This is a genomic window from Inquilinus sp. NPDC058860, from assembly GCF_042743185.1.
Taxonomy (GTDB): domain Bacteria; phylum Pseudomonadota; class Alphaproteobacteria; order DSM-16000; family Inquilinaceae; genus Inquilinus.
Map to the genome: position 1 here is coordinate 71,607 of NZ_JBHYMS010000026.1, position 23,735 is coordinate 95,341.

At 71.2% G+C, this 23,735-nt stretch carries 21 protein-coding genes; 9 read left to right on the plus strand and 12 right to left on the minus strand.

The features are described 5' to 3' along the window. The first annotated feature begins 37 nt into the window (after nt 1-37). On the plus strand, nt 38-1,732 hold the full coding sequence (locus ACFW16_RS19040; RefSeq protein ID WP_380307825.1) for a dihydroxyacetone kinase family protein: 1,695 nt from the start codon (nt 38-40) through the stop codon (nt 1,730-1,732). Nucleotides 1,733-1,794: 62 nt separating this feature from the next. On the opposite strand, the gene ureG is transcribed toward ACFW16_RS19040, so the two are convergent. From ureG to urtA, 12 genes are all read right to left on the minus strand, one after another. After that, a complete protein-coding gene (gene ureG, locus ACFW16_RS19045) occupies nt 1,795-2,415 on the minus strand; it encodes an urease accessory protein UreG (RefSeq protein ID WP_380307827.1) in 621 nt (206 codons plus the stop codon). Next, nucleotides 2,412-3,104 carry an urease accessory protein UreF gene (locus ACFW16_RS19050; RefSeq protein WP_380307829.1) on the minus strand — a complete coding sequence of 231 codons (693 nt, stop codon included), beginning with the start codon at nt 3,102-3,104 and terminating at the stop codon, nt 2,412-2,414. The genes ureG and ACFW16_RS19050 overlap by 4 nt, the downstream gene beginning before the upstream one ends. Nucleotides 3,105-3,111: 7 nt before the next feature. Further along, nucleotides 3,112-3,573 carry an urease accessory protein UreE gene (locus ACFW16_RS19055; protein ID WP_380307831.1) on the minus strand — a complete coding sequence of 154 codons (462 nt, stop codon included), beginning with the start codon at nt 3,571-3,573 and terminating at the stop codon, nt 3,112-3,114. Nucleotides 3,574-3,711: 138 nt separating this feature from the next. Continuing rightward, nucleotides 3,712-5,421: an urease subunit alpha gene (ureC, locus tag ACFW16_RS19060; RefSeq protein ID WP_380307833.1), complete on the minus strand. Its 1,710-nt coding sequence runs from the start codon at nt 5,419-5,421 to the stop codon at nt 3,712-3,714. 10 nt (nt 5,422-5,431) lie between these two features. Then, complete coding sequence (locus ACFW16_RS19065; protein ID WP_380307835.1) at nt 5,432-5,752, minus strand: urease subunit beta; 321 nt, start codon at nt 5,750-5,752, stop codon at nt 5,432-5,434. A gap of 148 nt (nt 5,753-5,900) precedes the next feature. After that, nucleotides 5,901-6,203 (minus strand): urease subunit gamma, encoded by a 303-nt coding sequence (locus ACFW16_RS19070; protein WP_380307837.1) that lies wholly within the window; start codon nt 6,201-6,203, stop codon nt 5,901-5,903. 19 nt (nt 6,204-6,222) lie between these two features. After that, the gene (locus ACFW16_RS19075; RefSeq protein WP_380307839.1) at nt 6,223-7,101 is read right to left on the minus strand and encodes an urease accessory protein UreD; all 879 of its coding nucleotides are present in this window, start codon (nt 7,099-7,101) and stop codon (nt 6,223-6,225) included. Beyond that, nucleotides 7,067-7,762 (minus strand): urea ABC transporter ATP-binding subunit UrtE, encoded by a 696-nt coding sequence (gene urtE / locus ACFW16_RS19080; protein ID WP_380307841.1) that lies wholly within the window; start codon nt 7,760-7,762, stop codon nt 7,067-7,069. The genes ACFW16_RS19075 and urtE overlap by 35 nt, the downstream gene beginning before the upstream one ends. A 2-nt stretch (nt 7,763-7,764) precedes the next feature. Next, a complete protein-coding gene (urtD, locus tag ACFW16_RS19085; RefSeq protein ID WP_380307843.1) occupies nt 7,765-8,523 on the minus strand; it encodes an urea ABC transporter ATP-binding protein UrtD in 759 nt (252 codons plus the stop codon). After that, the gene (urtC, locus tag ACFW16_RS19090; RefSeq protein ID WP_380307845.1) at nt 8,520-9,671 is read right to left on the minus strand and encodes an urea ABC transporter permease subunit UrtC; all 1,152 of its coding nucleotides are present in this window, start codon (nt 9,669-9,671) and stop codon (nt 8,520-8,522) included. Before urtC ends, urtD begins: the two co-directional genes overlap by 4 nt. After that, nucleotides 9,668-11,170 (minus strand): urea ABC transporter permease subunit UrtB, encoded by a 1,503-nt coding sequence (gene urtB, locus ACFW16_RS19095; protein ID WP_380307847.1) that lies wholly within the window; start codon nt 11,168-11,170, stop codon nt 9,668-9,670. The genes urtC and urtB overlap by 4 nt, the downstream gene beginning before the upstream one ends. Before the next feature lie 280 nt (nt 11,171-11,450). Next, nucleotides 11,451-12,692: an urea ABC transporter substrate-binding protein gene (gene urtA, locus ACFW16_RS19100; protein ID WP_380307867.1), complete on the minus strand. Its 1,242-nt coding sequence runs from the start codon at nt 12,690-12,692 to the stop codon at nt 11,451-11,453. A gap of 256 nt (nt 12,693-12,948) precedes the next feature. On the opposite strand from urtA, the gene ACFW16_RS19105 reads away from it, so the two are divergent. From ACFW16_RS19105 to ACFW16_RS19140, 8 genes are all read left to right on the plus strand, one after another. Further along, nucleotides 12,949-13,533, plus strand: coding sequence for an ANTAR domain-containing response regulator (locus ACFW16_RS19105; protein ID WP_380307849.1), 585 nt, complete (start codon nt 12,949-12,951; stop codon nt 13,531-13,533). Nucleotides 13,534-13,842: 309 nt separating this feature from the next. Beyond that, entirely contained in the window at nt 13,843-15,093 is a 1,251-nt protein-coding gene (locus ACFW16_RS19110) for a CmpA/NrtA family ABC transporter substrate-binding protein (RefSeq protein ID WP_380307851.1), read from the plus strand. A gap of 20 nt (nt 15,094-15,113) precedes the next feature. Then, a complete protein-coding gene (locus tag ACFW16_RS19115) occupies nt 15,114-16,427 on the plus strand; it encodes a CmpA/NrtA family ABC transporter substrate-binding protein (RefSeq protein WP_380307853.1) in 1,314 nt (437 codons plus the stop codon). Between the two features lie 35 nt (nt 16,428-16,462). Continuing rightward, nucleotides 16,463-17,362, plus strand: coding sequence for a nitrate ABC transporter permease (ntrB, locus tag ACFW16_RS19120; protein ID WP_380307855.1), 900 nt, complete (start codon nt 16,463-16,465; stop codon nt 17,360-17,362). A gap of 11 nt (nt 17,363-17,373) precedes the next feature. Continuing rightward, entirely contained in the window at nt 17,374-18,171 is a 798-nt protein-coding gene (locus tag ACFW16_RS19125) for an ABC transporter ATP-binding protein (protein ID WP_380307857.1), read from the plus strand. 15 nt (nt 18,172-18,186) lie between these two features. Beyond that, nucleotides 18,187-20,652, plus strand: a complete 2,466-nt coding sequence (gene nirB, locus ACFW16_RS19130) for a nitrite reductase large subunit NirB (protein WP_380307859.1) — start codon at nt 18,187-18,189, stop codon at nt 20,650-20,652. Nucleotides 20,653-20,657: 5 nt separating this feature from the next. Continuing rightward, nucleotides 20,658-20,999, plus strand: a complete 342-nt coding sequence (nirD, locus tag ACFW16_RS19135) for a nitrite reductase small subunit NirD (RefSeq protein WP_380307861.1) — start codon at nt 20,658-20,660, stop codon at nt 20,997-20,999. Further along, the gene (locus tag ACFW16_RS19140) at nt 20,992-23,664 is read left to right on the plus strand and encodes a molybdopterin-dependent oxidoreductase (protein WP_380307863.1); all 2,673 of its coding nucleotides are present in this window, start codon (nt 20,992-20,994) and stop codon (nt 23,662-23,664) included. Before nirD ends, ACFW16_RS19140 begins: the two co-directional genes overlap by 8 nt. Nucleotides 23,665-23,735 lie beyond the last annotated feature (71 nt).

Consider the following 23,735-nt stretch of genomic DNA (forward strand, 5'->3'; position numbering starts at 1 on the left):
TTCCCCCGATCCCGACCTGACCACCGAGGGCCGTGACGTGAAGAAGCTGATCAACAATCCGCGCCATGTCCTGCGCGAGATGCTGGAAGGATTCGTCGACCTGCATGCCGGTCTGGCCCTGCTGGAGGAGGAGGCCGTGGTGGTCCGCGCCGATCTGCCGGTGCCGGCGTCTCGGCCCGTGGCCCTGCTCTCCGGCGGCGGCAGCGGGCATGAGCCGGCCCATGCCGGCTATGTCGGCCCCGGCCTGCTGACCGGCGCCGTCGCCGGCGACGTCTTCACCTCCCCCAGCGTCGACGCCGTGCTGGCCGGGATCCGCGCCGCCGCCGGCCCCCTGGGCGCCGTGCTGGTGGTCAAGAACTACACCGGCGACCGGCTGAACTTCGGCCTGGCCGCCGAGCTGGCGCAGGACGAGGGCATCCCGGTCGAGATCGTGGTGGTGGCCGACGACGTGGCGCTGCGCGACACGGTCGAGCCGGCGCGCCGCCGCGGCATCGCCGGCACCGTTCTGATCCACAAGCTGGCGGGCGCCGCGATCGCCGCCGGCAGGACGCTGGCCGAGGTCGCCGCCCTCGCCCGTGCCGCCGCAGCCGATCTCGGCACCATGGGCGTGGCGCTGGGCGCCTGCACCGTGCCGACCGCCGGCAAGCCCGGCTTCACCCTGGGCGACGGCGAGATCGAGCTGGGCCTCGGCATCCATGGCGAGGCCGGGGTGCGGCGCGGGCCGCTGCAGCCGGCCGACGAGCTGGTGGCCGAGATCCTGCAGGCGATCGTGTCCGACCGCGGCCTCGCCCGCGGCGACAGGGTGGCGCTGCTGGTCAACGGCCTGGGCGCCACGCCGCCGATGGAGCTGTCGATCGTCGCCCGCGCCGCTTTGGCCGACCTGGCCGGGCGCGGCATCGCGGTGGAGCGGGCCTGGGCCGGCAACTTCCTGACCGCGCTGGACATGCCCGGCTGCTCGCTGAGCCTGCTGAAGCTGGACGACGAGCGCATCGCCCTGCTGGACGCGCCGGCGCAGGCCCCGGCCTGGCCGGGCGGCGGCCGGATCGGCCCGAAGCGGCGGATCCGCGCGCCGGAGCCGGCGCCGGTGGTCCAGGCCGAAGCCGTCCCATCGCCGCTGGCCCCGGCGCTGAAGGCGGCCGGGCTCGCCGTGGCCGACGCCCTGGTCAAGGCCGAGCCGCATCTGACCGACCTCGATTCCCGCGCCGGCGACGGCGATCTCGGCGCCAGCATGGTGCGGGCGGCGGAGGCGATCCGCGCCCTGCCCGACGCCGCCTGGGCCGACCCGTCGCGGGCGCTGGCCGCGGTCGGCGATGCGCTGCGCCGGGCGATCGGCGGCAGCTCCGGCCCGTTCTACGCCACCGCCCTGTTGCGCGCGTCGCGGCGGCTGGCCGGCGATCCCGTCCCCGCCCCGGCCGCCTGGGCCGAGGCCTTCACGGTCGCGGTGGAGGCGATCGGCGAGCTGGGCGGGGCCAAGCCGGGCGACCGGACCATGCTGGACGCGCTGCATCCGGCGACGGAGGCCTTCTCGGCCGCGGTGGCCAGCGGCAAGTCGCCGGCGGAGGCCTGGGGCGTCTGCGTCGCCGCGGCGGCGGCCGGCACCGACGCCACGGCGCGGATGATGCCGCGCCTCGGCCGGGCCAGCTATCTCGGCGAACGCGCCATCGGCGTCCCCGACGCCGGCGCCGCGGCGGTCCTCGTGTGGCTGGAGGCGCTGAAGGCAGTCGTGCGGTAAGACGCGCGGTAGGTCTTTGCGTTGCCTCTCCCGTTTACGGGAGAGGCAAACCGTTTATCGGCTCAGTTGGTGAGGCCCCCCGCCTTCTCGATGAACGAAGCGATCTCGGCCACGCCGTCGCCGCCGCGGACCCGGGCGAAGACGAAGGGACGGTCGCCACGCATCCTGCGGGAATCCCGGTCCATCACCTCCAGCGAGGCGCCGACCAGCGGCGCCAGGTCGGTCTTGTTGATCACCAGCAGGTCCGACCGGGTGATGCCCGGGCCGCCTTTGCGCGGGATCTTGTCGCCGGCCGAGACGTCGATGACGTAGATGGTGAGGTCCGCCAGCTCCGGGCTGAAGGTGGCGGCCAGGTTGTCGCCGCCGGATTCGATCAGCACCAGGTCGAGGCCCGGGAAGCGGCGCCGCATCTCCGCCACCGCCGCCAGGTTGATCGAGGCGTCCTCGCGGATCGCGGTGTGCGGGCAGCCGCCGGTCTCCACGCCCAGGATACGGTCGGAGGACAGCGACCCGGCGCGGTTCAGGAACTCCGCATCCTCCTTGGTGTAGATGTCGTTGGTGATGGCGGCGATGTCGTAGCGGTCGCGGAAGGCCTTGCAGAGCGCGTCCATCAGCGCCGTCTTGCCGGAGCCGACGGGGCCGCCGATGCCCACCCGGAGGGGGCCGTTCTGGGTGCGGGTCATGTGCGGAACAACCTCGTATACTGGGTCTCGTGCTGCATCGATGCGATATCGGCGGCGACGGCCAAGCCGCCGCAGGCAGTGAAGGGATCGTCGTCCGGCAAGGACGCGGCCCGGGCCGCCGTCTCCGCCACCGCCGGCATCAGGGCGGCGATGGCGCGCTGGCCGTCGGTCTGGCCCAGCGGCACCAGGCGCTGCGCCGCCGACACCAGATTGGCGGCGACCGCGTGCAGGAAGGCGGTCAGCGACGGCGCCAGCGCGATGCCATGTCCGGCGGCACAGGCGGCGACGGCGACCGGGTAGGCGACGGTCTCGCCCACATGCGCGGCCAGGCGCTCCAGCCCCGGCACGGGCCAGGCGGACCGTGAGATCGTCAGGAAGGCGGTGCCCTGGGCCAGGGTCTCGACCTGCCGTTCGCGCGAGGCGGCCAGCGCCGCGGCGAGGTCGGCGACCTCCGCCAGCCGGCCGTCGTCGCCGGCCGCGGCGGCGCGGTGGGCGTGGACGAACAGCACGGCGTCGTTCCAGCCGGCGCCGGCCGAGAGCGCATCCTCGATCCAGGCGATGAGGCCCGGCCGGTCCACCACCCAGCCGGCCTCGTTCGCCCATTCCAGGCCGCTGGAATGGCTGAAGGCGCCGACCGGGTAGGACGGCGACAGCCAGGCCATCAGCCGGTACAGCGCCGCGTCAGCCATGGGCCCCTCAGCCATGGGCATGCCCATGCACCGCGCCATGGCCATAGGCGCCGCCCTCCGGATCGAAGGGCGCCTCGATGGCGACGACCGCGCCGCCCAGGCCGCGCACCATCTCCTCGATCACATGGTCGGCGCGGATGCGCAGCGCATCGGGCAGCAGCTGGGTCGGCAGGTGCCGGTTGCCGAGATGCCAGGCGATGCGGATCAGCTCCGCCTGGCTGCCGGCCCGGATCTCGACCAGCCGCTCCGCCGCCGCCGCGACCAGGACCAGGCCGCCGTCCTCACCCCTGAGCGCGTCGCCATCGCGCAGATGCGCCGCCTCGGACAGGTCGAGCAGCACCACGGTCCCGGCCTCGCCATACAGCACGATGCGGCGGCGATGGCGGGAATCATAGTCCAGCACGACGCGGTCGGAGACGGCGCCCGGATCGAAGCGCCCGGCCGGGACGACGGCGGTGAAGCGCTTCATGGCATGCCCCGGAATGCTTCGTAGGTTGGGTTCGCGGCAAGCGAACCCAACACGAGGACGGTGCCATTGGAGCCATGTTGGGTTCGCCGACGCGAACCCAACCTACGCTTCGGATGGGTGAGCCGCATCACCATCCCCTCAGAACAAGAAGTACCGCTGCGCCAGCGGCAGCACCGCGGCCGGTTCGCAGGTCAGGAGCTCGCCGTCGGCGCGGACCTCGTAGGTCTCCGGGTCGACCTCGATCGCCGGGGTCGCGGAGTTGTGCACCATGTCGGCCTTGCCGATACCGCGCGTGCCCTCGACCGCCACCACCTCGCGCGCCAGGCCGAGGCGCGGGCCGATGCCGTCCTCCAGCGCCGCCTTGGACACGAAGGTGATGGCCGAGGCCGCCATGGCCCGGCCGAAGCCGCCGAACATCGGCCGGTAATGCACCGGCTGCGGCGTCGGGATCGAGGCGTTGGGGTCGCCCATCAGCGCCATCGAGATGGTGCCGGCCTTCAGCACCAGCTCCGGCTTCACCCCGAAGAAGGCCGGGTCCCACAGCACCAGGTCGGCCAGCTTGCCGATTTCGACCGACCCGACATGCCGCGACAGCCCCTGCGCGATCGCCGGGTTGATGGTGTACTTCGCGACGTAGCGCTTGACCCGGGCGTTGTCGTTCTCGCCGGTCTCCTGCGCCAGCCTTCCGCGCTGGACCTTCATCTTGTGCGCGGTCTGCCAGGTGCGCAGGATCACCTCGCCGATCCGGCCCATCGCCTGGCTGTCGGAGGAGATGATCGAGAAGGCGCCGAGGTCGTGCAGGATGTCCTCGGCCGCGATGGTCTCGCGCCGGATCCGGCTCTCGGCGAAGGCCACGTCCTCGGGAATCCCGGCATCCAGGTGATGGCACACCATCAGCATGTCGAGATGCTCGTCGAGCGTGTTGACGGTGAAGGGCCGGGTCGGGTTGGTCGAGGACGGGATGACGTTCGCGAGCCCCGCCACCCGGATGATGTCCGGCGCGTGCCCGCCGCCGGCGCCTTCGGTGTGGAAGGCGTGGATGGTGCGGCCCTTGAAGGCGGCGATGGTGTCCTCGACGAAGCCGCTCTCGTTCAGCGTGTCGGTGTGGATCATCACCTGCACGTCCATCGCATCGGCGACGCCGAGGCAGCAGTCGATCGCGGCCGGGGTGGTGCCCCAATCCTCGTGCAGCTTCATCGAGGAGGCGCCGGCGCGGATCTGCTCGATCAGCGCATCCGGCCGGCTGGCATTGCCCTTGCCGGAGATCGAGATGTTGACCGGCAGCCCTTCCGCCGCCTGCAGCATGCGGGCGATGTGCCAGGGCCCGGGGGTGCAGGTGGTGGCCTTGGTGCCGGTGGACGGGCCGGTGCCGCCGCCGACCAGGGTGGTGACGCCGCTGGCGATCGCCTCCTCCACCTGCTGCGGGCAGATGAAGTGGATGTGGCAGTCGATGCCGCCGGCGGTGAGGATCTTGCCCTCGCCGGCGATCACCTCCGTGCCCGGGCCGATGACGATGTCGACGCCCGGCTGGATGTCCGGGTTGCCGGCCTTGCCGATCCTGGCGATGCGGCCATCGCGGATCGCCACATCGGCCTTGACGATGCCCCAGTGGTCGAGGATCACGGCGTTGGTGATCACGGTGTCGGCGGCGCCTTCGGCCCGGGTCGCCTGGCCCTGGCCCATGCCGTCGCGGATCACCTTGCCGCCGCCGAACTTGACCTCCTCGCCATAGATCGTGTGGTCGCGCTCGATCTCGATGAACAGCTCGGTGTCGGCCAGGCGCAGCCGGTCGCCGGTGGTCGGGCCGAACATGTCGGCATAGGCGGCGCGGGAGATGGAAACGGGCATGTCGGCCTCCTCAGCCCTTGACCGGATCGAGCGGCCCCATGACCGCCTGGCGGAAGCCGGTCGCGACGCGGGCACCGGACAGGGCGACCAGCCGCACCTCGCGGGTCTGCCCCGGCTCGAACCGCACCGCGGTGCCGGCCGCGATGTCCAGCCGCCGCCCGCGCGCCGCCGCCCGGTCGAAGGACAGGGCCGGGTTGGTCTCGAAGAAATGGTAGTGGCTGCCGACCTGGACCGGCCGGTCGCCGGTGTTGGCCACGGTCAGGACGATGCTGTCGCGCCCGGCGTTCAGCTCGATCTCGCCCTGCGCCGGAATGAGTTCGCCCGGGATCATCGGCTGTTCCTCCGGACAACGGCTACCCCAACCCTGTCATTGCCGGGCTTGACCCGGCAATCCAGAGAGCGTCGACATTCCCTGGATGCCCGGGTCAAGCCCGGGCATGACAGAAGAGAAGACACGAAACCGAGCATCGCCATCCCCCTCACCTGATCGGCTCGTGCACGGTCACCAGCTTGGTGCCGTCGGGGAAGGTGGCTTCGACCTGGACGTCGTGGATCATCTCGGCCACGCCCTCCATCACCTGGCCGCGGGTCAAGACCGTGGCGCCCGCTGCCATCAGATCCGCCACCGAGCGGCCGTCGCGCGCGCCTTCGGTGACGAAGTCGGAGATCAGCGCCACCGCCTCCGGATAGTTCAGCTTCACGCCGCGCTCCAGCCGCCGGCGCGCCACCATCGCGGCCATGGCGATCAGCAGCTTGTCCTTCTCCCGCGGGGTCAGGTTCACGGAAATTCCTCCCGAATCTTCAACATTGCCAGACGCGCGGCAGCGGGCGACCGGCCCGCAGGATGCCGAGCGCCGAGATCAGGTCGCGTCGCAACACGGCGCCATCCGGCGCGGCGAAGCGGGCGACCAAGAGGCCGTTCCAGGCGCTGGCGCCCGCGAGACCCTGCGCTTCCGCCAGCGCCGCGCGCAGCGGGTCGATCAACGCCTGCGCCTCAAGCGCGGCGAAGAGCAGCGTCGCCACCGCCCGGGCACCGCGGCCGAGGCCCGGCCGGTCCAGCGCCGCCGCCGGGTCGCCATCGACCGCCAGCGCGTCGGCAGTGACCAGCCTGCCGTCGCGACGGATCCGCCAGGCGTCGCGCAAGGTACCCTGCCGCACCGTCTCGCCCATCGCCGCCCGGCCGAACACGATCGCCTCGACCCCGAGGAACCGCGCATCGCCGCGCAGCTCGATCTGCAGGTCGCGGTCCAGTCGGGCATGGTCGAACAGGATGGTCTCCTGCGGCAGCCATTCCGCCAGCGCCCCGGGCTCGACCACCAGCCGGGTGTCGATCCGCGCCGCGTCGCCGAGCGAGCGGTAGATCCGCTCGGCCGCCTGGCCGGCCACGGTCGCCGCCGTGCCCTCGCCCCAGCGCACCGCCTGGCTCAGCCGGTCGCCGCCGGTCAGCCCGCCCGCGGTGTTGAGCAGCACGGCGCCGGCGAAGGCGCCGGCCTCGCGCCGCGGGAAACGCGCCTTGGCGCAGCCCTCCTGGAACAGGGCATCGAGCACGGTCTCGGCCCCGCGCCGCTTGAAGCCGAGGTCCAGCCGGCCGCGGGCGCGCGCCAGCGGCACGGGCAGCACCGTCGGCTCCGCTTGGGCCGGCGGCTCAGACCGTAAGGTGACGACGGACGCTGTCTTCATCGAGCGCGGTCTTGTCCCCGTCCACCACGACCTCGCCGCGATCCAGCACGACGAGGCGTTGGCCCAGAGCATGGGCGAAATCGAAATACTGCTCGACCAGCAGGATCGCCATGGTGCCGCGGTCGCGCAACATCGCGATGACGCGGCCGATATCCTTGATGATCGAGGGCTGGATGCCCTCGGTCGGCTCGTCCAGGATCAGCAGGCGCGGCCGGGTTACCAGGGCCCGGCCGATGGCCAGCTGCTGCTGCTGCCCGCCGGACAGGTCGCCGCCACGCCGGCCGAGCATCGACTTCAGCACCGGGAACAGCTCGAAGATCTCCTCCGGGATCTTCCGCTCGCGCCGCGGCAGCACGGCGAAGCCGGTCTCCAGATTCTCCTTCACCGTCAGCAGCGGGAAGATCTCGCGCCCCTGCGGCACGAAGGCGATGCCGCGCCGCGCCCGCTCCGCCGTCGGCAGGCGGGTGATGTCCTCGCCCTCCCACAGCACCTTGCCGGCCGCCACCGGCTGCTGGCCGACGATGGCGCGCAGCGTGCTGGTCTTGCCGACGCCGTTGCGGCCGAGCAGGCAGGTCACCTCGCCCTTGCCGACGCCGAGCGAGACCCGCCGCAGCGCCTGGGCCGCACCGTAGAACAGATCGATGCCTTCGACGGCGAGCATGCTCAGCGCCCCAGATAGACGTCGATGACGCGCGGGTCGGCGCTGACGGCGTCGAGCGGCCCTTCGGCCAGCACCGAGCCCTCGTGCAGCACCGTCACCTTGACGTCGAGGGCGCGGACGAAATGCATGTCGTGCTCCACCACCACCACCGACCGGGTCCTGTTGATCTCGCGCAGCAGGATCGCCGTCTCCTCGGTCTCGGCGTCGGTCATGCCGGCCACCGGCTCGTCCACCAGCAGGAGCGCCGGCTCCTGCGCCAGCAGCATGCCGATCTCCAGCCACTGCTTCTGGCCGTGCGACAGCGCCCCGGCCGGCCGGTCGCGATGCGCCGTCAGCTTGGTCGTCGCCAGGATTTCGTCGATCCGCTCCGCCATGTCGGCGCGGGGGCGGCCGAACAGCAGGTTGGTCGGCGACCGCGGGCCGGCCAGGGCGAGGAGGAGGTTGTCCCCGACCGTGTGACTGTCGAACACCGTCGGCTTCTGGAACTTGCGTCCGATGCCGAGGCCCGCGATCGCCGTCTCGTCCAGCCGGGTCAGGTCGTGGGTGCCGCGGAACAGCGCCTCGCCCTGGTCCGGCCGGGTCTTGCCGGTGATGACATCCATCATCGTGGTCTTGCCGGCCCCGTTCGGGCCGATGATGGCCCGCATCTCGCCCGGCTCGATCACCAGCGACAGGGCATTGAGCGCCCGGAAGCCGCTGAAGGTGACGGTGACGCCGTCGAGATAGAGCAGCGCCTGGGTGGCGGCTTCGGGCGCGGTCATCGCGGCGTCTCCGCCAACGCCTCTGGCGCCACCTCGGCCGCGCGACGGCTGGGCCGCTCGCGCCGGTACCGCCACGCCGCCGCCTGGACCGCGCCGACGATGCCCTTGGGCAGCACCAGCGTCACCAGGATGAACAGCCCGCCCAGCGCGAACAGCCAGAACTCCGGCAGCAGGTTGGTGAAGACGGTCTTGCCGAGATTGACCGTGACCGCGCCGATGATCGGGCCGACCAGCGTGCCGCGGCCGCCGACCGCGACCCAGATCACCGCCTCGATCGAGTTGGCCGGGGCGAATTCGCCCGGGTTGATGATGCCGACCTGCGGCACGTAGAGCGCGCCGGCCACGCCCGCCATCATCGCCGACAGGGTGAACACCACCAGCTTGTAGGATTCGACCCGGTAGCCGAGGAAGCGGGTACGGCTTTCGGCGTCGCGGATGGCGATCATCACCTTGCCGAAGCGCGACCGGGTGATCGCCCGGCACATCAGGAAGGCGGCGGCGAGGGCGATGGCGGTGGCCAGGAACAGCCCGGCGCGGGTGGCGTCCGCCTGCAGCGAAAAGCCGAGCAGGTCCTTGAAGTCGGTCAGCCCGTTGTTGCCGCCGAAGCCCATGTCGTTGCGGAAAAAGGCCAGCAGCAGGGCATAGGTCATCGCCTGGGTGATGATCGAGAGATAGACGCCGGAGACGCGGCTGCGGAAGGCGAACCAGCCGAACACGAAGGCCAGCGCGCCCGGCACCAGCAGCACCATCAGCGCCGCGAACCAGAACTGGTCGAAGCCGTGCCAGTACCAGGGCAGCTGCGGCCAGTTCAGGAACACCATGAAGTCCGGCAGCACCGGGTTGCCGTAGACGCCGCGCGGGCCGATCTGGCGCATCAGATACATGCCCATGGCGTAGCCGCCGAGGGCGAAGAAGGCGCCGTGGCCGAGGCTGAGGATGCCGACATAGCCCCAGACCAGGTCGATCGCCAGCGCCAGCAGCGCGTAGCACAGATACTTGCCCATCAGGCTGACGGCGTAGCCGGGCACGTAGAATGGCGAGTCCGGCGGCAGCGCCAGATTGGCCAGCAGCACCAGCACCGCCACGGCGACCAGGCCGATGGCGAAGGCCGGCCCGCCGGAGGCGCGGAGGAGACGGGCCGTGATCATGATTCCACCGCCCGTCCCTTGAGCGGGAACAGCCCGCGCGGCTTCCTCTGGATGAACAGGATGATCCCGACCAGGATCGCGATCTTGCCCAGCACCGCGCCGGCCCAGGGCTCCAAGAGCTTGTTGGCGACGCCGAGCGTCAGCGCCCCGACCAGCGTGCCCCACAGGTTGCCGACCCCGCCGAACACCACGACCATGAAGCTGTCGATGATGTAGCCCTGGCCGAGATTGGGGCTGACATTGTCGATCTGGCTGAGCGCCACCCCGGCGATGCCGGCGACGCCGGAGCCGATGCCGAAGGTCAGCATGTCGACCCGGCCGGTGCGGATGCCCATCGCCGCCGCCATGCGCCGGTTCTGCGTCACCGCCCGCATCTGCAGGCCGAGCGCGGTGTAGCGCAGCACCAGCATCAGCGCGGCGAAGACCAGAAGCGCGAAGACGATGATCCAGAGCCGGTTCCAGGTCAGGGTCAGGCCGCCGAGGTCGAAGGCGCCGGACATCCAGGCCGGGTTGCCGACCTCGCGGTTCGACGGGCCGAAGACGGTGCGCACCGCCTGCTGCAGGATCAGCGACAGGCCGAAGGTGGCCAAGAGCGTCTCCAGCGGCCTGCCGTAGAGGAAGCGGATGATGCCGCGCTCGATCGCCACGCCGGCCAGGGCCGCGACCAGGAAGGCCAGCGGCAGGGCGACCGCGAGGGAATAGTCGAACAGGTTCGGCGCCCAGCTGCGGAACGCCTCCTGCACCAGGAAGGTGGTGTAGGCGCCGAGCATGACGATCTCGCCATGCGCCATGTTGATCACGCCCATCACGCCGAAGGTGATGGCGAGGCCGATGGCGGCGATCAGCAGCACCGAGCCGAGGCTGAGCCCGTAATACAGGCTCTGCACGCCGTTCCAGATCGCCAGCCTTGTATCGATATGGCCGATCGCGGCCGTGGCCGCGGCGGCAACCGCCGGAGACGGGGTCGGGATGCCGGACAAGAGCGCCCGCGCCTCCTGGTCGCCGCGGGCAGACACGGTTTCGATTGCCGGCAGCAGCGCGTCGTCGCTGCCGCCCTTGGCCAGGATGATGGCGGCGCGCGCCTCGAGGAAGGCCTGCTTCACCGCCGGGTCGGTCTCGCGCGCCAGAGCCGCCTCCAGCGCGGGCAGCGCCTTGTCGTCGCGCGACTTGAACACCGCGGCGGCGGCGTCCAGCCGCCTGGCCGGGTCGGGCGCCAGCAGGGTCAGCGACCCCATCGCCGCGTCGATCGCCCGCCGCACCCGGTTGTTGACCCGGACCGGCTTGCCCCCTGCCGGCGCCTCGGCCAGCGCGGCCCCGGTGGCGGCATCGACGAAGCCGCCGGCCTCGGTCTTGATCGCGACAGCTCCCGGCGCCGCGATCAGCCGGCCGGCCGCCAGCGCTTCCAGCACCGCCGGCGCCTGCGCATCGCCGGAAGCGGCGACCCCGTCCACCCCGGCAGCGATGTCGTCGTAGTTGGTCGACGCGAAGCGCGAGAGCACCTCCGCCGGGATCTCCGCGCGGGCGGAGAGCGGGAAGAGGGTGAGGAGCAGGAGGGCGAGGACGGATAGCGCGTAGGTTGGGTTCGCGAATGCGAACCCAACATCCCGCAGCACACGCCGAGCGCCGTGTTGGGTTCGCGTACCGCGAACCCAATCTACGAGCTTGTTTGTGGTGTCCGCCCTGCGCTCAACAGCCATTCGGAACCCGATCATCACCAGCCCGCGATCGAATGCCGGGAGGCGCCCCCCGGCACCTCCCGGCTTCCCCTCCATCCCGTGGTCAGGAGCCGGACCCGCCGCACTTGCCGGTCGCGACGTTGAAGTTCCCGCAGGCCAGCGGCTTGCGCCAATCCGAGATCAGGTCCTTCGAGCCCTCGAGATAGTCGGACCACTCGTCGCCCACGACCTCGGGGGTCTCCGACACCGTCTGGATCTGGCCGTCGGCCTGGATCTCGCCGATCAGCACCGGCTTGGTGATGTGGTGGTTCGGCATCATGGTGGCGTAGCCGCCGGTCAGGTTCGGCACCGTGACGCCGACCATCGCGTCGATGACCTTGTCCGGATCGGTGGTGCCCGCCTTCTCGACCGCCTTCACCCACATGGCGAAGCCGATGTAATGCGCCTCCATCGGGTCATTGGTGGTGCGCTTGTCGTTCTTGATGAAGGCGTGCCACTTGGCGATGAAGTCCTTGTTCTCCGGCGTGTCGATGCTCTGGAAGTAGTTCCAGGCGGCGAGGTGGCCGACCAGCGGGCCGGTGTCGAGCCCGGCCAACTCCTCCTCGCCGACCGAGAAGGCCACGACCGGGATGTCGGTCGCCTTGATGCCCTGGTTCGCCAGCTCCTTGTAGAACGGCACGTTGGCGTCGCCGTTGACGGTCGAGACCACGGCGGTTTTCTTGCCGGCCGAGCCGAAGGCCTTGATCTTGCCGACCTCGGTCTGCCAGTCGGAGAAGCCGAACGGCGTGTAGTTGACGCTGATGTCCTCGGGCGCGACGCCCTTGGCCTTGAGATAGGCCTCGAGGATCTTGTTGGTGGTGCGCGGATAGACGTAGTCGGTGCCTTCCAGCACCCAGCGCTGCACTCCTTCCTCGTTCATCAGGTAGTCGACCGCCGGGATCGCCTGCTGGTTCGGCGCGGCGCCGGTGTAGAAGATGTTGCGCGAGCTCTCCTCGCCCTCGTACTGCACCGGGTAGAACAGGATGCCGTCGAGCTCCTCGAACACCGGCAGCACTGACTTGCGCGACACCGAGGTCCAGCAGCCGAAGGTCGCCGCGACCTTGTCGACCGAGATCAGCTGCCGCGCCTTCTCGGCAAAGAGCGGCCAGTCGGAGGCCGGGTCGACCACCACCGGCTCCAGCTTCTTGCCGAGCAGCCCGCCCTTCTTGTTCTGCTCGTCGATCAGCATCAGCATGACGTCCTTCAGCGTGGTCTCGCTGATCGCCATGGTGCCGGACAGGGAATGGAGAATGCCGACCTTGATGGTGTCCTCGGCCCGGGCGGCGCTGGTGAAGCCCAGCCCCATGGCCACCGCCAGCGCGGCGCCGGCCATCCAATGTTTCTGCGACAATGCCATCGTGCGCTCCCTGAACTCGCTTGTTTGCGTCCGCATCCCCGGTCTCTAGGCAAGTTCCGGGCCAGTGGCGGAACTCCGCCACCCGCACCTGCCCAAGAGAGCGGCAGATGCCTCGGCTGCCCATTCCCTGCGCAACGGCCGTTTCCGGCTGTGGTCCGGAACTTGCTGGGGCGGGAGCAGTCCCGCTGCCCGCTGTTGTCCCCGAATGGTCCTGCGCATCCTCCTGGTCGACGAGAACGCCGAGCGCTGCCGCCTGGTCGAGGCGGCGCTGAGCGCGGCCGGCCATGGCGTGGTCACCACCGCCAGCGGCACCGAGAACCTGCTGGCCCGGGTGCGGGAGATCGAGCCGGACGTGATCATCGTCGATCTCGACGCGCCCAACCGCGACGCGCTGGAGCACATGCGCAGCGTCAGCCGCGAGCGGCCGAAGCCGATCGTGATGTTCGTCGACCAGAGCGACGACGACGCGATCGGCGAGGCGATCCGCGCCGGGGTCAGCGCCTATGTCGTCGACGGCCTCAGCCCGCACCGGGTGAAGCCGGTGTTGGAGGCCGCGATCGCCCGGTTCCAGGCCTTCCAGGCGATGCGCGACGAGCTGGAGAAGACCCGCGCCACCCTGGCCGAGCGCAAGCGGATCGAGCGCGCCAAGGGCATCCTGATGCAGCAGCGCGGCATGACCGAGGACGAGGCCTACAAGGCGCTGCGCAAGCTGGCGATGGACCGCGGCAAGCCGCTGGCCGAGATCGCCGAGCAGGTGATCAGCATCAGCGAGTTGCTGACCAAAGATTAGGCACGCCCGTTTCCGCCGCTTTTTTGTGCATTGCACAATAGCGGAGCAGAATCATGCCGCAGTGCAGCGCGACCGTGCCGGCTGTCTTCGATCCCTGAATCGCGCCGCGGCGCTCGATCCCGGTTTCGGGGCGACGCCGCGAGAAAACTGGCACGCGGCTTGCTTATCTCTTTGGCGACGACGGGCAATGGCGTCCGTCTGGCGATATTCTGGGCGGTCCGACGATGGGCCGTCCGAACCGGGCAAAGGCGTCCGAGGGTTGCGGATCTTCCGCAGGCTCTCGGGCGCCTTTTCGTTTTGGAGCGGCTGATGACGGACCACCGCACAGACCTGACCCTCGGCTTCGTGCCGCTGGCCGACTGCGCCCCCCTGGTCGTGGCGGAGCGGAAGGGCTTCTTCCGCGAGGAGGGGCTGTCGGTCCGGCTGTCGCGCGAGAGCAGCTGGGCCAGCCTGCGCGACAAGCTGGTCTGCGGCCTGCTGGACGGCGCCCATATGCTGGCGCCGCTGCCCCTGGCGATCTCGCTGGGGCTGAGCGGCCCGAAGACGCCGATGCTGGTCGGCCTGTCGCTGAACCTGAACGGCAACGCCGTCACCGTCTCGCGCGCCCTGGCGGCGGAGATGGCGGCGGCGGATCCGGAGGGTGCGGCCGCCGGATCGGCCACGGCGGTCGCGGCGGTCGCCGCCGCCCGGCGCCGGGCCGGCGCCCCGCCCCTGGTCTTCGCCATCGTCTTCCCGGTGTCGAGCCATCACGACCAACTGCGCTACTGGCTGGCCGCCGGCGGGGTCGACCCGCAGCGCGACGTGCGCATCGTGGTGGTGCCGCCGCCGCAGATGGTGGCGCATCTGTCGGCCGGCCGGGTCGACGGCTTCTGCGTCGGCGCCCCCTGGGGCGATGTCGCGGTCGACCAGGGGGTCGGCGTGATGGCCACCACCGGCTGGCGGATCTGGAACAACGCGCCGGAGAAGGTCTTCGCCGTGACCCGCGCCTGGGCCGAGGCCCGGCCGGACGCCCATGGCGCCCTGCTGCGCGCCCTGATCCGCGCCGCGGCATGGCTGGACCGGCCGCAGCACCGGCCCGAGGCGGTGGCGATGCTGGCAGCCCCGGAGGTGCTGAACGCCCCGGCCGCGTCGATCGCCGCCAGCCTGGTCGGCCGGCCGGGCGAGCTGCTGGTCGACGGGCTGCCGGCGCGCGGCCCGGTCTATCACCGCCGCGCCGCCGGGCTGCCATGGCGGTCCCACGCCGCCTGGTTCCTGGCGCAGTTGCGGCACTGGGGCGACCTGCCGGACACCGTCGACATCGCCGCCGCTGCCGCCGCCGTCTACCGGCCGGACCTGTATCGCGAGGCCGCCTGGGACCTCGGCTACCCGGCGCCGGCGGCCGACAGCAAGACCGAGGGCCGGCACGACGGCCCCTGGGTGCTGGCCGACCCGGCCGGCGACGTGGCGCTGGGCGCCGACCGCTTCTGCGACGGCCGGATCTTCGATCCCGCCGCGCTCGACACCGATCTCGCCGGCCTCGCCGCCGGCGGCACCGCAACCGTCGCGACACAACGCGGCTGACCGAACCGAAGGGGGCTTTCATGACCGGACGCGACCGCACCACCACCCTGAACCGCCGCAGCCTGCTGCAGGGCACGGCGAAGCTGACCGGCGCCGCGGCGACCATCGCCGCGCTCCGCACCGCCTTTCCCGCCGGCGCCTTCGCGCAGGGAAGCGGGCCGGAGACGACCAAGGCGACGCTGGGCTTCATCGCCCTGACCGATTCCGCCCCGCTGATCGTCGCCAAGGAGAAGGGGCTGTTCGACCAGGTCGGGCTGACCGAGGTCACGGTCGCCAAGCAGGCCTCCTGGGGCACCACCCGCGACAACCTGGTGCTGGGCTCGGCCGGCGGCGGCATCGACGGCGCCCATATCCTGACGCCGATGCCCTATCTGATGACGCTCGGCACCATCACCGCCGAGAACAAGCCGCTGCCGATGCAGATCCTGTGCCGGCTGAACACCAACGGCCAGGCGATCTCCGTCGCCAAGGACCTGATGCCGGCCGGCGCCACGGTCGACGCCAAGCCGCTGAAGGCCGCCTTCGCCGACATGAAGGCGAAGGGGCAGGAGGTGAAGTGCGCCGTCACCTTCCCCGGCGGCACCCACGACCTGTGGATGCGCTACTGGCTGGCCGCCGGCGGCATCGACCCGAACAAGGAGGTCAGCACCATCGTGGTGCCGCCGCCGCAGATGGTCGCCAACATGAAGGTCGGCAACATGCAGGCCTTCTGCGTCGGCGAGCCCTGGGGCGACCAGCTGGTGCACCAGGGCATCGGCTATTCCGCCTGCACCACCGGCGAGATCTGGAAGGACCATCCGGAGAAGAGCCTGGCGCTGCGGGCCGACTGGATCGACGCCCACCCGAAGGCGACGGCGGCACTGCTGCAGGCGGTGCTGGAGGCCCAGCGCTGGGCCGAGAAGCCGGAGAACAAGGAGGAAATGGCCCAGATCATCGGCCGGAGGGCATGGTTCAACGTGCCCCCGGCCGACATCCTGCCGCGCTCGCTCGGCACCATCGACTACGGCGACGGCCGCAAGGTCGAGAACAGCCCGCTCTTGATGAAGTTCTGGCAGGACTTCGCCTCCTACCCGTTCCAGAGCCACGAGCTGTGGTTCCTGACCGAGGACCGGCGCTGGGGCTACATCGCCCCCGACGTCGACCTCAAGGCGCTGATCGCCAAGGTCAACCGCGAGGATCTGTGGCGCCAGGCCGCACAGGCGATCGGCGTGCCGGCGGCCGAAGTGCCGGCCGGCACCTCGCGCGGCAAGGAGACCTTCTTCGACGGCAAGGTCTTCGACCCCGACGCCCCTGACGCCTACCTCGCCAGCCTCGCCATCAAGACCGTCGCCTGACGCCGACAGCCCAGTAGCCAGCCGGAGCCAGCCTCGTGCCTCAGTCAGCCCAGATCGTCTCCGAAGCCCCCGCCCCGGCCGCCGCGCGGAAGCCGGCGGGCCGGATCCTGTCCCTGCCGGTGGCGCGGCCGCCGCTCGCCCCCGTCCTCGCCCGCCTCGCCGTCGAGGCCGCGGCCCGGGTGATCCCGCCGCTGATCGTGCTGGCGCTGCTGCTGCTGGCCTGGCAGCTGCTGTGCTCCAGCCCGACGTCCAACCTGCCCTCGCCGCTCAAGGTGCTGGACGACACCTGGGACTTCATCATCGACCCGTTCTACGACAATGGCGGGGTCGACAAGGGCGCCTTCTGGCAGATCGCCACCAGCCTGTCGCGGGTGGCGATCGGCTTCGCCCTGGCCTCCGTGGTCGGGGTCGCGCTCGGCGTGCTGATCGGCCAGAGCGTCTGGGCCATGCGCGGGCTGGACCCGATCTTCCAGGTGCTGCGCACCATCCCGCCGCTGGCCTGGCTGCCGATCTCGCTGGCCGGGTTCCAGCAGGCGGAGCCCTCGGCGATCTTCGTGATCTTCATCACCTCGATCTGGCCGATCGTGATCAACACCGCGGTCGGGGTGCGCAACATCCCGCAGGACTACCGCAACGTCGCCGCGGTGCTGCGCCTGTCGCCCTGGGAGGTGTTCACCAAGATCACCCTGCCGGCCACGGTGCCCTACATCTTCACCGGCCTGCGCATCGGCATCGGCCTGTCCTGGCTGGCGATCATCGCCGCCGAGATGCTGATCGGCGGCGTCGGCATCGGCTTCTTCATCTGGGACGCGTGGAACAGCTCGCGCATCAGCGACATCATCGTGGCGCTGGTCTATGTCGGGCTGGTCGGCTTCGTCCTCGACCGCCTCATCGGCTTCGCCGGCGCGCTCGTCGCCCGCGGCACCGCGGCCTGAGGAGACGCACCATGGACGGCTATCTCTCGATCGAGCAGGTCGGCATGCGCTTCACCCGCGGCAGCGCGGTCAGCGAGGTGCTGGTGGATGTGAACCTCGGCATCTCCCGCGGCGAGTTCGTGTCGATCATCGGCCATTCCGGCTGCGGCAAGTCGACCCTCTTGAACATCGTCGGCGGCCTGGTCCGATCCACCACCGGCGAGGTGCTGCTGGACGGCCAGGTGGTCGACAGCCCGGGCCCGGACCGCGCCATCGTGTTCCAGAACCACTCGCTGCTGCCCTGGCTGACCGTCTACGGCAATGTCCGGATCGCCGTCGACAAGGTGTTCGGGCGAGCCAAGAGCGCCGCCGAGCGGCACGACTGGGTGATGCACAACCTGGCCCTGGTCCACATGGCGCATGCCAAGGACAAGCGGCCGGGCGAGATTTCCGGCGGCATGAAGCAGCGCGTCGGCATCGCCCGGGCGCTGGCGATGCAGCCCAAGATCCTGCTGATGGACGAGCCCTTCGGGGCGCTCGACGCCCTGACCCGGGCGCATCTGCAGGACTCGGTGATGGAGATCCATGCCGCGCTCGGCAACACGGTCCTGATGATCACCCACGACGTCGACGAGGCGGTGCTGCTGTCAGACCGCATCGTGATGATGACCAACGGCCCCAGCGCCACCATCGGCGAGGTGCTGGAGATCCCGCTGGAGCGGCCGCGCCGCCGCCTGGCGCTGGCCGACGATCCGACTTACGCCGCGTGCCGGGTGCAGGTGCTGCGCTTCCTGTACGAGCGCCAGCGCTTCACCACCGCGGCCGCCTGAAGGGGGAGGGGAAACATGCCCGAAGGAAGCTGGGGCCCGAAGGAGAGCCTTGTCGTCATCGGCAACGGCATGGCCGGGATGCGGGCGGTGGAGGAGCTGCTGGCCCGCGCGCCCGGCCGCTACGCCGTCACCGTGTTCGGCGCCGAGCCGCAGGTGAACTACAACCGCATCATGCTGTCGCCGGTGCTGGCGGGCGAGAAGCGGTTCGACGACATCGTCATCAACGACCGCGCCTGGTACGACGCCAACGGCATCGACCTGCGCGCCGGGGTGCGGGTGGCGGCGATCGACCGCGAGGCGCGCGAGGTGATCGGCGCCGACGGCAGCCGCTGCCGCTACGACCGGCTGCTGCTGGCCACCGGGTCCGACCCGATCGTGATCCCGGTGCCGGGCCGCGACCTGCCCGGCGTCGTCACCTTCCGCGACATCGCGGATGTCGAGGCGATGCTGGCGGCGGCGCGCGAGGGCCGCACCCGCGCCGTGGTGATCGGCGGCGGCCTGCTCGGCCTCGAGGCCGCCAACGGCCTGCGCGCCAACGGCATGGAGGTCACCGTCCTGCACCTGATGCCGGTGCTGATGGAGCGGCAGCTCGACCCCGCCGCCGCCCACCTGCTGCAACGCGAGCTGGAGCGGCGCGGCCTGACCGTGCTGACCGAGGCCGACACCGCCGCGATCGAAGGCGACGGCAAGGTCGAGGCGGTGCGGCTGAAGGACGGGCGGGCGATCCCGGCCGACATCGTGGTGATGGCGGTCGGCATCCGCCCGGCCACCACCCTGGCCCGCGAGGCCGGCCTCCTGGTCGAGCGCGGCGTCGTGGTCGACGACCGGATGACCACCTCCGACCCCTGCATCCTGGCGGTCGGCGAATGCGTGCAGCACCAGGGCCGGACCTACGGCCTGGTGGCGCCGCTGTACGAGATGGCCAGGATCTGCGCCGACCAGCTGGCCGGCACGGCGGAGAGCGAGTACCGCGGCTCGGTCACCTCGACCAAGCTCAAGGTCACCGGCATCGACGTGTTCTCGGCCGGCGACTTCCAGGGCGGCGAGGATTGCGAGGACATCGTGTTCCGCGACGCCGCCCGCGGCGTCTACAAGCGCATCGTCCTGAAGGGCAACCGCATCGCCGGCGCCGTCCTGTACGGCGACACTGCCGACGGCGCCTGGTTCTTCCAGATGCTGCGCGAGGGCCAGGACGTCACGCCGATGCGCGACGGGCTGATCTTCGGCCAGGCGCTGGCGGCCGCCGGGGGTGCGGCGCCGGACCCTAAGCAGGCCGTTGCCGCCCTGCCGCCGGAGGCGGAGATCTGCGGCTGCAACGGCGTCTGCAAGGGCACCATCGTCCAGGCGATCGGCGAGAAGGGGCTGACCAGCCTCGATGCTGTGCGGGCCCACACCAAGGCCTCGTCCTCCTGCGGGTCCTGCACCGGGCTGGTCGAGAGCCTGCTGGCCGTGACGCTGGGCGACGGCTACGAGGGCGGTCCGAAGATCAAGGCGGTCTGCGGCTGCACCGATTTCGGCCATGACGAGGTGCGGCGGCTGATCCTGGCGCGCGAGCTGCGCTCCATCCCCGCGGTGATGCAGGAGCTGGGTTGGCGCACGCCGCATGGCTGCGCCAAGTGCCGGCCGGCGCTGAACTACTACCTGATCTGCGCCTGGCCGGGCGAGTACCGCGACGACCAGCAGTCCCGTTTCATCAACGAGCGGGCGCACGCCAATATCCAGAAGGACGGCACCTATTCCGTGGTGCCGCGGATGTGGGGCGGCGTCACCAGCGCCAAGGAGCTGCGGGCGATCGCCGACGTGGTCGACCGCTACCAGATCCCGAGCGTGAAGGTGACCGGCGGCCAGCGCATCGACCTCCTGGGCGTGAAGAAGGAGCAGCTGCCGGATGTCTGGCGCGACCTGAACGCCGCCGGCATGGTCTCCGGCCACGCCTACGGCAAGGCGCTGCGCACGGTGAAGACCTGCGTCGGGTCGGAATGGTGCCGCTTCGGCACCCAGGATTCGACCGCCATGGGCGTCGCCCTGGAGAAGATGACCTGGGGCACCTGGACGCCGCACAAGGTGAAGATGGCGGTATCCGGCTGCCCGCGGAACTGCGCCGAGGCGACGATCAAGGATTTCGGCGTGATCGCGGTCGACAGCGGCTGGGAGCTGCATGTCGGCGGCAATGGCGGCATCAAGCTGCGCGGCACCGACTTCCTGTGCAAGGTCGAGACCGAGGCCGAGGTGCTGGAATATTGCGGCGCCTTCCTGCAGCTGCACCGCGAGGAATCGCACTATCTCGAGCGCACCGCGCCCTGGATCGAGCGGGTCGGCCTTGACCACGTCAAGCGCCGGGTGGTCGAGGATGCGGAGTCGCGCAAGCGGCTGCACGCCCGCTTCCTGCATTCCCAGCAATTCGCGCAGGACGATCCCTGGGCCGAACGCGCCGCCGGCGCCGAGGCGCACGAGTTCCGGCCGATGGCCGTGGTGGAGTGACGACGATGACCATGCCGCTGTGGATCGATGTCGGCGGGATCGAGGACATCCCGCCGATGGGCGCCCGGGTGGTGAAGAGCCCGGACGGCGACATCGCCCTGTTCCGCACCGCCGACGACCGGGTCTTCGCGCTCTACGACCGCTGCCCGCACAAGGGTGGGCCGCTGTCGCAGGGCATCGTACACGGCACCAGCGTCACCTGCCCGCTGCACGCCTGGGTGATCAGCCTGGAGACCGGAGCGGTCGAAGGGCCGGACGAGGGCTGCGTCCACCGCATCGCGGTCGAGCTGCAGGCCGGCCGCATCCGCCTTGGCCTGCCGTCGCCGCAGCTGGTCGCCAATGGCTGAGATCCGCACCACCTGCCCCTATTGCGGCGTCGGCTGCGGCGTCGCTGCCGCGCCGGAGGGGCGGGTGACCGGCGACCCGATCCATCCGGCGAATTTCGGCCGGCTCTGCTCCAAGGGCGGCGCGCTGGGCGAGACGCTGGGGCTGGACGGGCGCCTGCTCGACCCGATGATCGGCGGCCGGGCCGCGAGCTGGGACGAGGCGCTGGACCGCGTCGCGAGCGGATTCGCCGAGGCGATCGAGAAGCACGGCCCGGATTCGGTCGCCTTCTATGTCTCCGGCCAGCTGCTGACCGAGGACTATTACGTCGCCAACAAGCTGATGAAAGGCTTCATCGGCTCCGGCAACATCGACACCAATTCCCGGCTGTGCATGGCGTCGTCGGTCGCCGGCCACCGCCGCGCCTTCGGCGGCGACGTGGTGCCCGGCTGCTACGAGGATTGGGAGCAGGCGGACCTCGCCATCTATGTCGGCTCCAACGCCGCCTGGTGCCACCCGATCCTGCACCGCAGGCTGCTGGCGGCGAGGGAGAAGCGCGGCACCAGGATCGTGGTGATCGACCCGCGCCGCACCGCGACCTGCGACGAGGCGGACCTGCACCTCGCCATCGCCCCCGGCACCGATGTGCTGCTGTTCAATGGCCTGCTGGCCCATCTGGTGCGGACCGGCGCGCTGGACCGCGGCTGGATCGCCGCCCATGCAAGCGGCTTCGAGGATGCGGCGCTCGCCGCGGCCGACGATGCCCCGGACATCGCCGCCGTGGCCGCCGGCTGCCGTCTGCCGGAAGAGGCGGTGCGCCGCTTCTATGCCTGGTTCGCCAACACTCCGGCGACGCTGACCATCTATTCCCAGGGCGTGAACCAGTCGACCCAGGGCACCGACAAGGTCAACGCCATCATCAACTGCCACCTCGCCACCGGGCGGATCGGCCGGCCGGGCGCCGGGCCGTTCTCGGTCACCGGCCAACCCAACGCCATGGGCGGGCGCGAGGTCGGCGGCCTGGCCAACCAGCTCGCGGCCCACATGGCCTTCGAGGATGCGGCTTCGCGCGACCGGGTGCGCCGCTTCTGGCAGGCGCCGCGGCTGGCGGAGCGGCCGGGGCTGAAGGCGGTGGAGCTGTTCGACGCCGTCGCCGCCGGCCGGATCAAGGCGCTGTGGATCATGGCGACCAACCCGGCGGTCAGCGTGCCGGACGCCGAGCGCCTGCGGCGCGGCCTCGCCCGCTGCGACCTGGTCGTCGTCTCCGACGTCACCGCCGAGACCGACACCGTCCGCCTGGCCGACGTGCTGCTGCCCGCCGCCGGCTGGGGCGAGAAGGACGGCACCGTCACCAATTCCGAGCGCCGGATCTCGCGCCAGCGCGGCTTCCGCCCCCTGCCCGGCCAGGCCCGGCCGGATTGGTGGATCGTCACCCAGGTCGCCCGTCGCATGGGCTTCGCCGACGCGTTCCCCTATGAGGACCCCGCCGCGATCTTCCGCGAGCACGCCGCCTTGTCCGCCTTCGAGAATAGCGGCGAGCGCGCCTTCGACATCGGTGCCCTGGCGGGACTGGACCAGGAGGCCTATGACGCGCTGGAGCCGGTGCAGTGGCCGGTGCCCGCCATCCCTTCGACCGGGGGCCGGCGGCTGGGCACGGCGCGGCTGTTCGCCGACGGCCGCTTCCCGACGCCGGACGGCCGCGCCCGCTTCGTCCCGGTGCGGCACCGCCCTCCGGCCCATCGCCCGGACCGCGACCGGCCGATGCTGCTGAACACCGGCCGGCTGCGCGACCAGTGGCACACCATGACCCGCACCGGCGCGGTGCCGCGCCTGGCCGCCAACAGCCCGGAGCCCGCCGTCGAGCTGCATCCCGACGACGCCCGCCGCCACGGCCTGGCCGAGGGCGACCTGGCGCGGCTGAGGAGCGGCTGGGGCCGCGCCCTGGCCCGGGTCCGGATCACGCCCGACCAGGCGTCCGGCCAGGCCTTCCTGGCCATGCACTGGAACGACCGCTTCACCGCCGATTGCGTCGCGGGCAAGCTCGCCAATCCCGCCGTCGACCCGTTCTCCGGCCAGCCGGAGCTGAAGCACACGCCGATCGCGCTCGACCGGATCCCGCTGGGCTGGGAGGGCTTCCTGGTCTCGCGCCGGCGGATGCGGCCGACCGGCCTGGTCTACTGGACCCGCCGCGCCGCCGCCGGCTGCCAGATCTACGCCCTGGGCGGGCCCGAGCCGCCGGCCGACGGCATCATCCTCGGCCGGTCGCTGCTGGCGCCGGGGAAGGACCGGCAGGTGATCGAGTTCGCCGATCCGAAGCGCGGCCTGTTCCGCCTGGCCACGCTGGAGGCCGGCGGCCTGGCCGAATGCCTGTTCGTCGCCCCGCCCGGCCGGCTGCCCGACCCGGAATGGCTGCTGGCCCGCTTCGCCGCCGAGACGCCGCAGCTGGACGATTCCGACCGCCGCGCCCTGCTGTCCGGCCGCGCCCCGGCCGGTGCCCCCGCCGAGGGCCGGATCGTCTGCGCCTGCCTCGGCGTCGGGATCGAGCGGATCCTGCGGACCATGCGGGAGGGTCAAGGCATCGGGGTCAAGGAGCTCGGCGCGCTGCTGGGCGCCGGGACCAATTGCGGCTCCTGCGTGCCCGAGTTGAAGGAGATCGTCGCCCATGCCGCCCTTCCCGCCGCGGGCTGAATCATCGGAATCCGGTTTCCTTTCTAGTCCCCCCTCCCCTAGCGGGAGGGGGCTAGGGGGAGGGGTCTGCG

Coding starts and splice junctions, on each gene's coding strand:
- urtE (WP_380307841.1), bottom strand. CDS start 7,762: ATGCTCGCCGTCGAAGGCATCGATCTGTTCTACGGTGCGGCCCAGGCG.
- ACFW16_RS19065 (WP_380307835.1), bottom strand. CDS start 5,752: ATGATCCCGGGCGAACTCATTCCGGCGCAGGGCGAGATCGAGCTGAAC.
- ureC (WP_380307833.1), bottom strand. CDS start 5,421: ATGCCCGTTTCCATCTCCCGCGCCGCCTATGCCGACATGTTCGGCCCG.
- ACFW16_RS19075 (WP_380307839.1), bottom strand. CDS start 7,101: ATGAAGACAGCGTCCGTCGTCACCTTACGGTCTGAGCCGCCGGCCCAA.
- ACFW16_RS19055 (WP_380307831.1), bottom strand. CDS start 3,573: ATGAAGCGCTTCACCGCCGTCGTCCCGGCCGGGCGCTTCGATCCGGGC.
- ACFW16_RS19105 (WP_380307849.1), top strand. CDS start 12,949: ATGGTCCTGCGCATCCTCCTGGTCGACGAGAACGCCGAGCGCTGCCGC.
- nirB (WP_380307859.1), top strand. CDS start 18,187: ATGCCCGAAGGAAGCTGGGGCCCGAAGGAGAGCCTTGTCGTCATCGGC.
- urtD (WP_380307843.1), bottom strand. CDS start 8,523: ATGACCGCGCCCGAAGCCGCCACCCAGGCGCTGCTCTATCTCGACGGC.
- ACFW16_RS19125 (WP_380307857.1), top strand. CDS start 17,374: ATGGACGGCTATCTCTCGATCGAGCAGGTCGGCATGCGCTTCACCCGC.
- nirD (WP_380307861.1), top strand. CDS start 20,658: ATGACCATGCCGCTGTGGATCGATGTCGGCGGGATCGAGGACATCCCG.
- ACFW16_RS19110 (WP_380307851.1), top strand. CDS start 13,843: ATGACGGACCACCGCACAGACCTGACCCTCGGCTTCGTGCCGCTGGCC.
- ACFW16_RS19140 (WP_380307863.1), top strand. CDS start 20,992: ATGGCTGAGATCCGCACCACCTGCCCCTATTGCGGCGTCGGCTGCGGC.
- urtA (WP_380307867.1), bottom strand. CDS start 12,692: ATGGGGCTGGGCTTCACCAGCGCCGCCCGGGCCGAGGACACCATCAAG.
- urtC (WP_380307845.1), bottom strand. CDS start 9,671: ATGATCACGGCCCGTCTCCTCCGCGCCTCCGGCGGGCCGGCCTTCGCC.
- ureG (WP_380307827.1), bottom strand. CDS start 2,415: ATGACCCGCACCCAGAACGGCCCCCTCCGGGTGGGCATCGGCGGCCCC.
- ACFW16_RS19115 (WP_380307853.1), top strand. CDS start 15,114: ATGACCGGACGCGACCGCACCACCACCCTGAACCGCCGCAGCCTGCTG.
- ACFW16_RS19050 (WP_380307829.1), bottom strand. CDS start 3,104: ATGGCTGACGCGGCGCTGTACCGGCTGATGGCCTGGCTGTCGCCGTCC.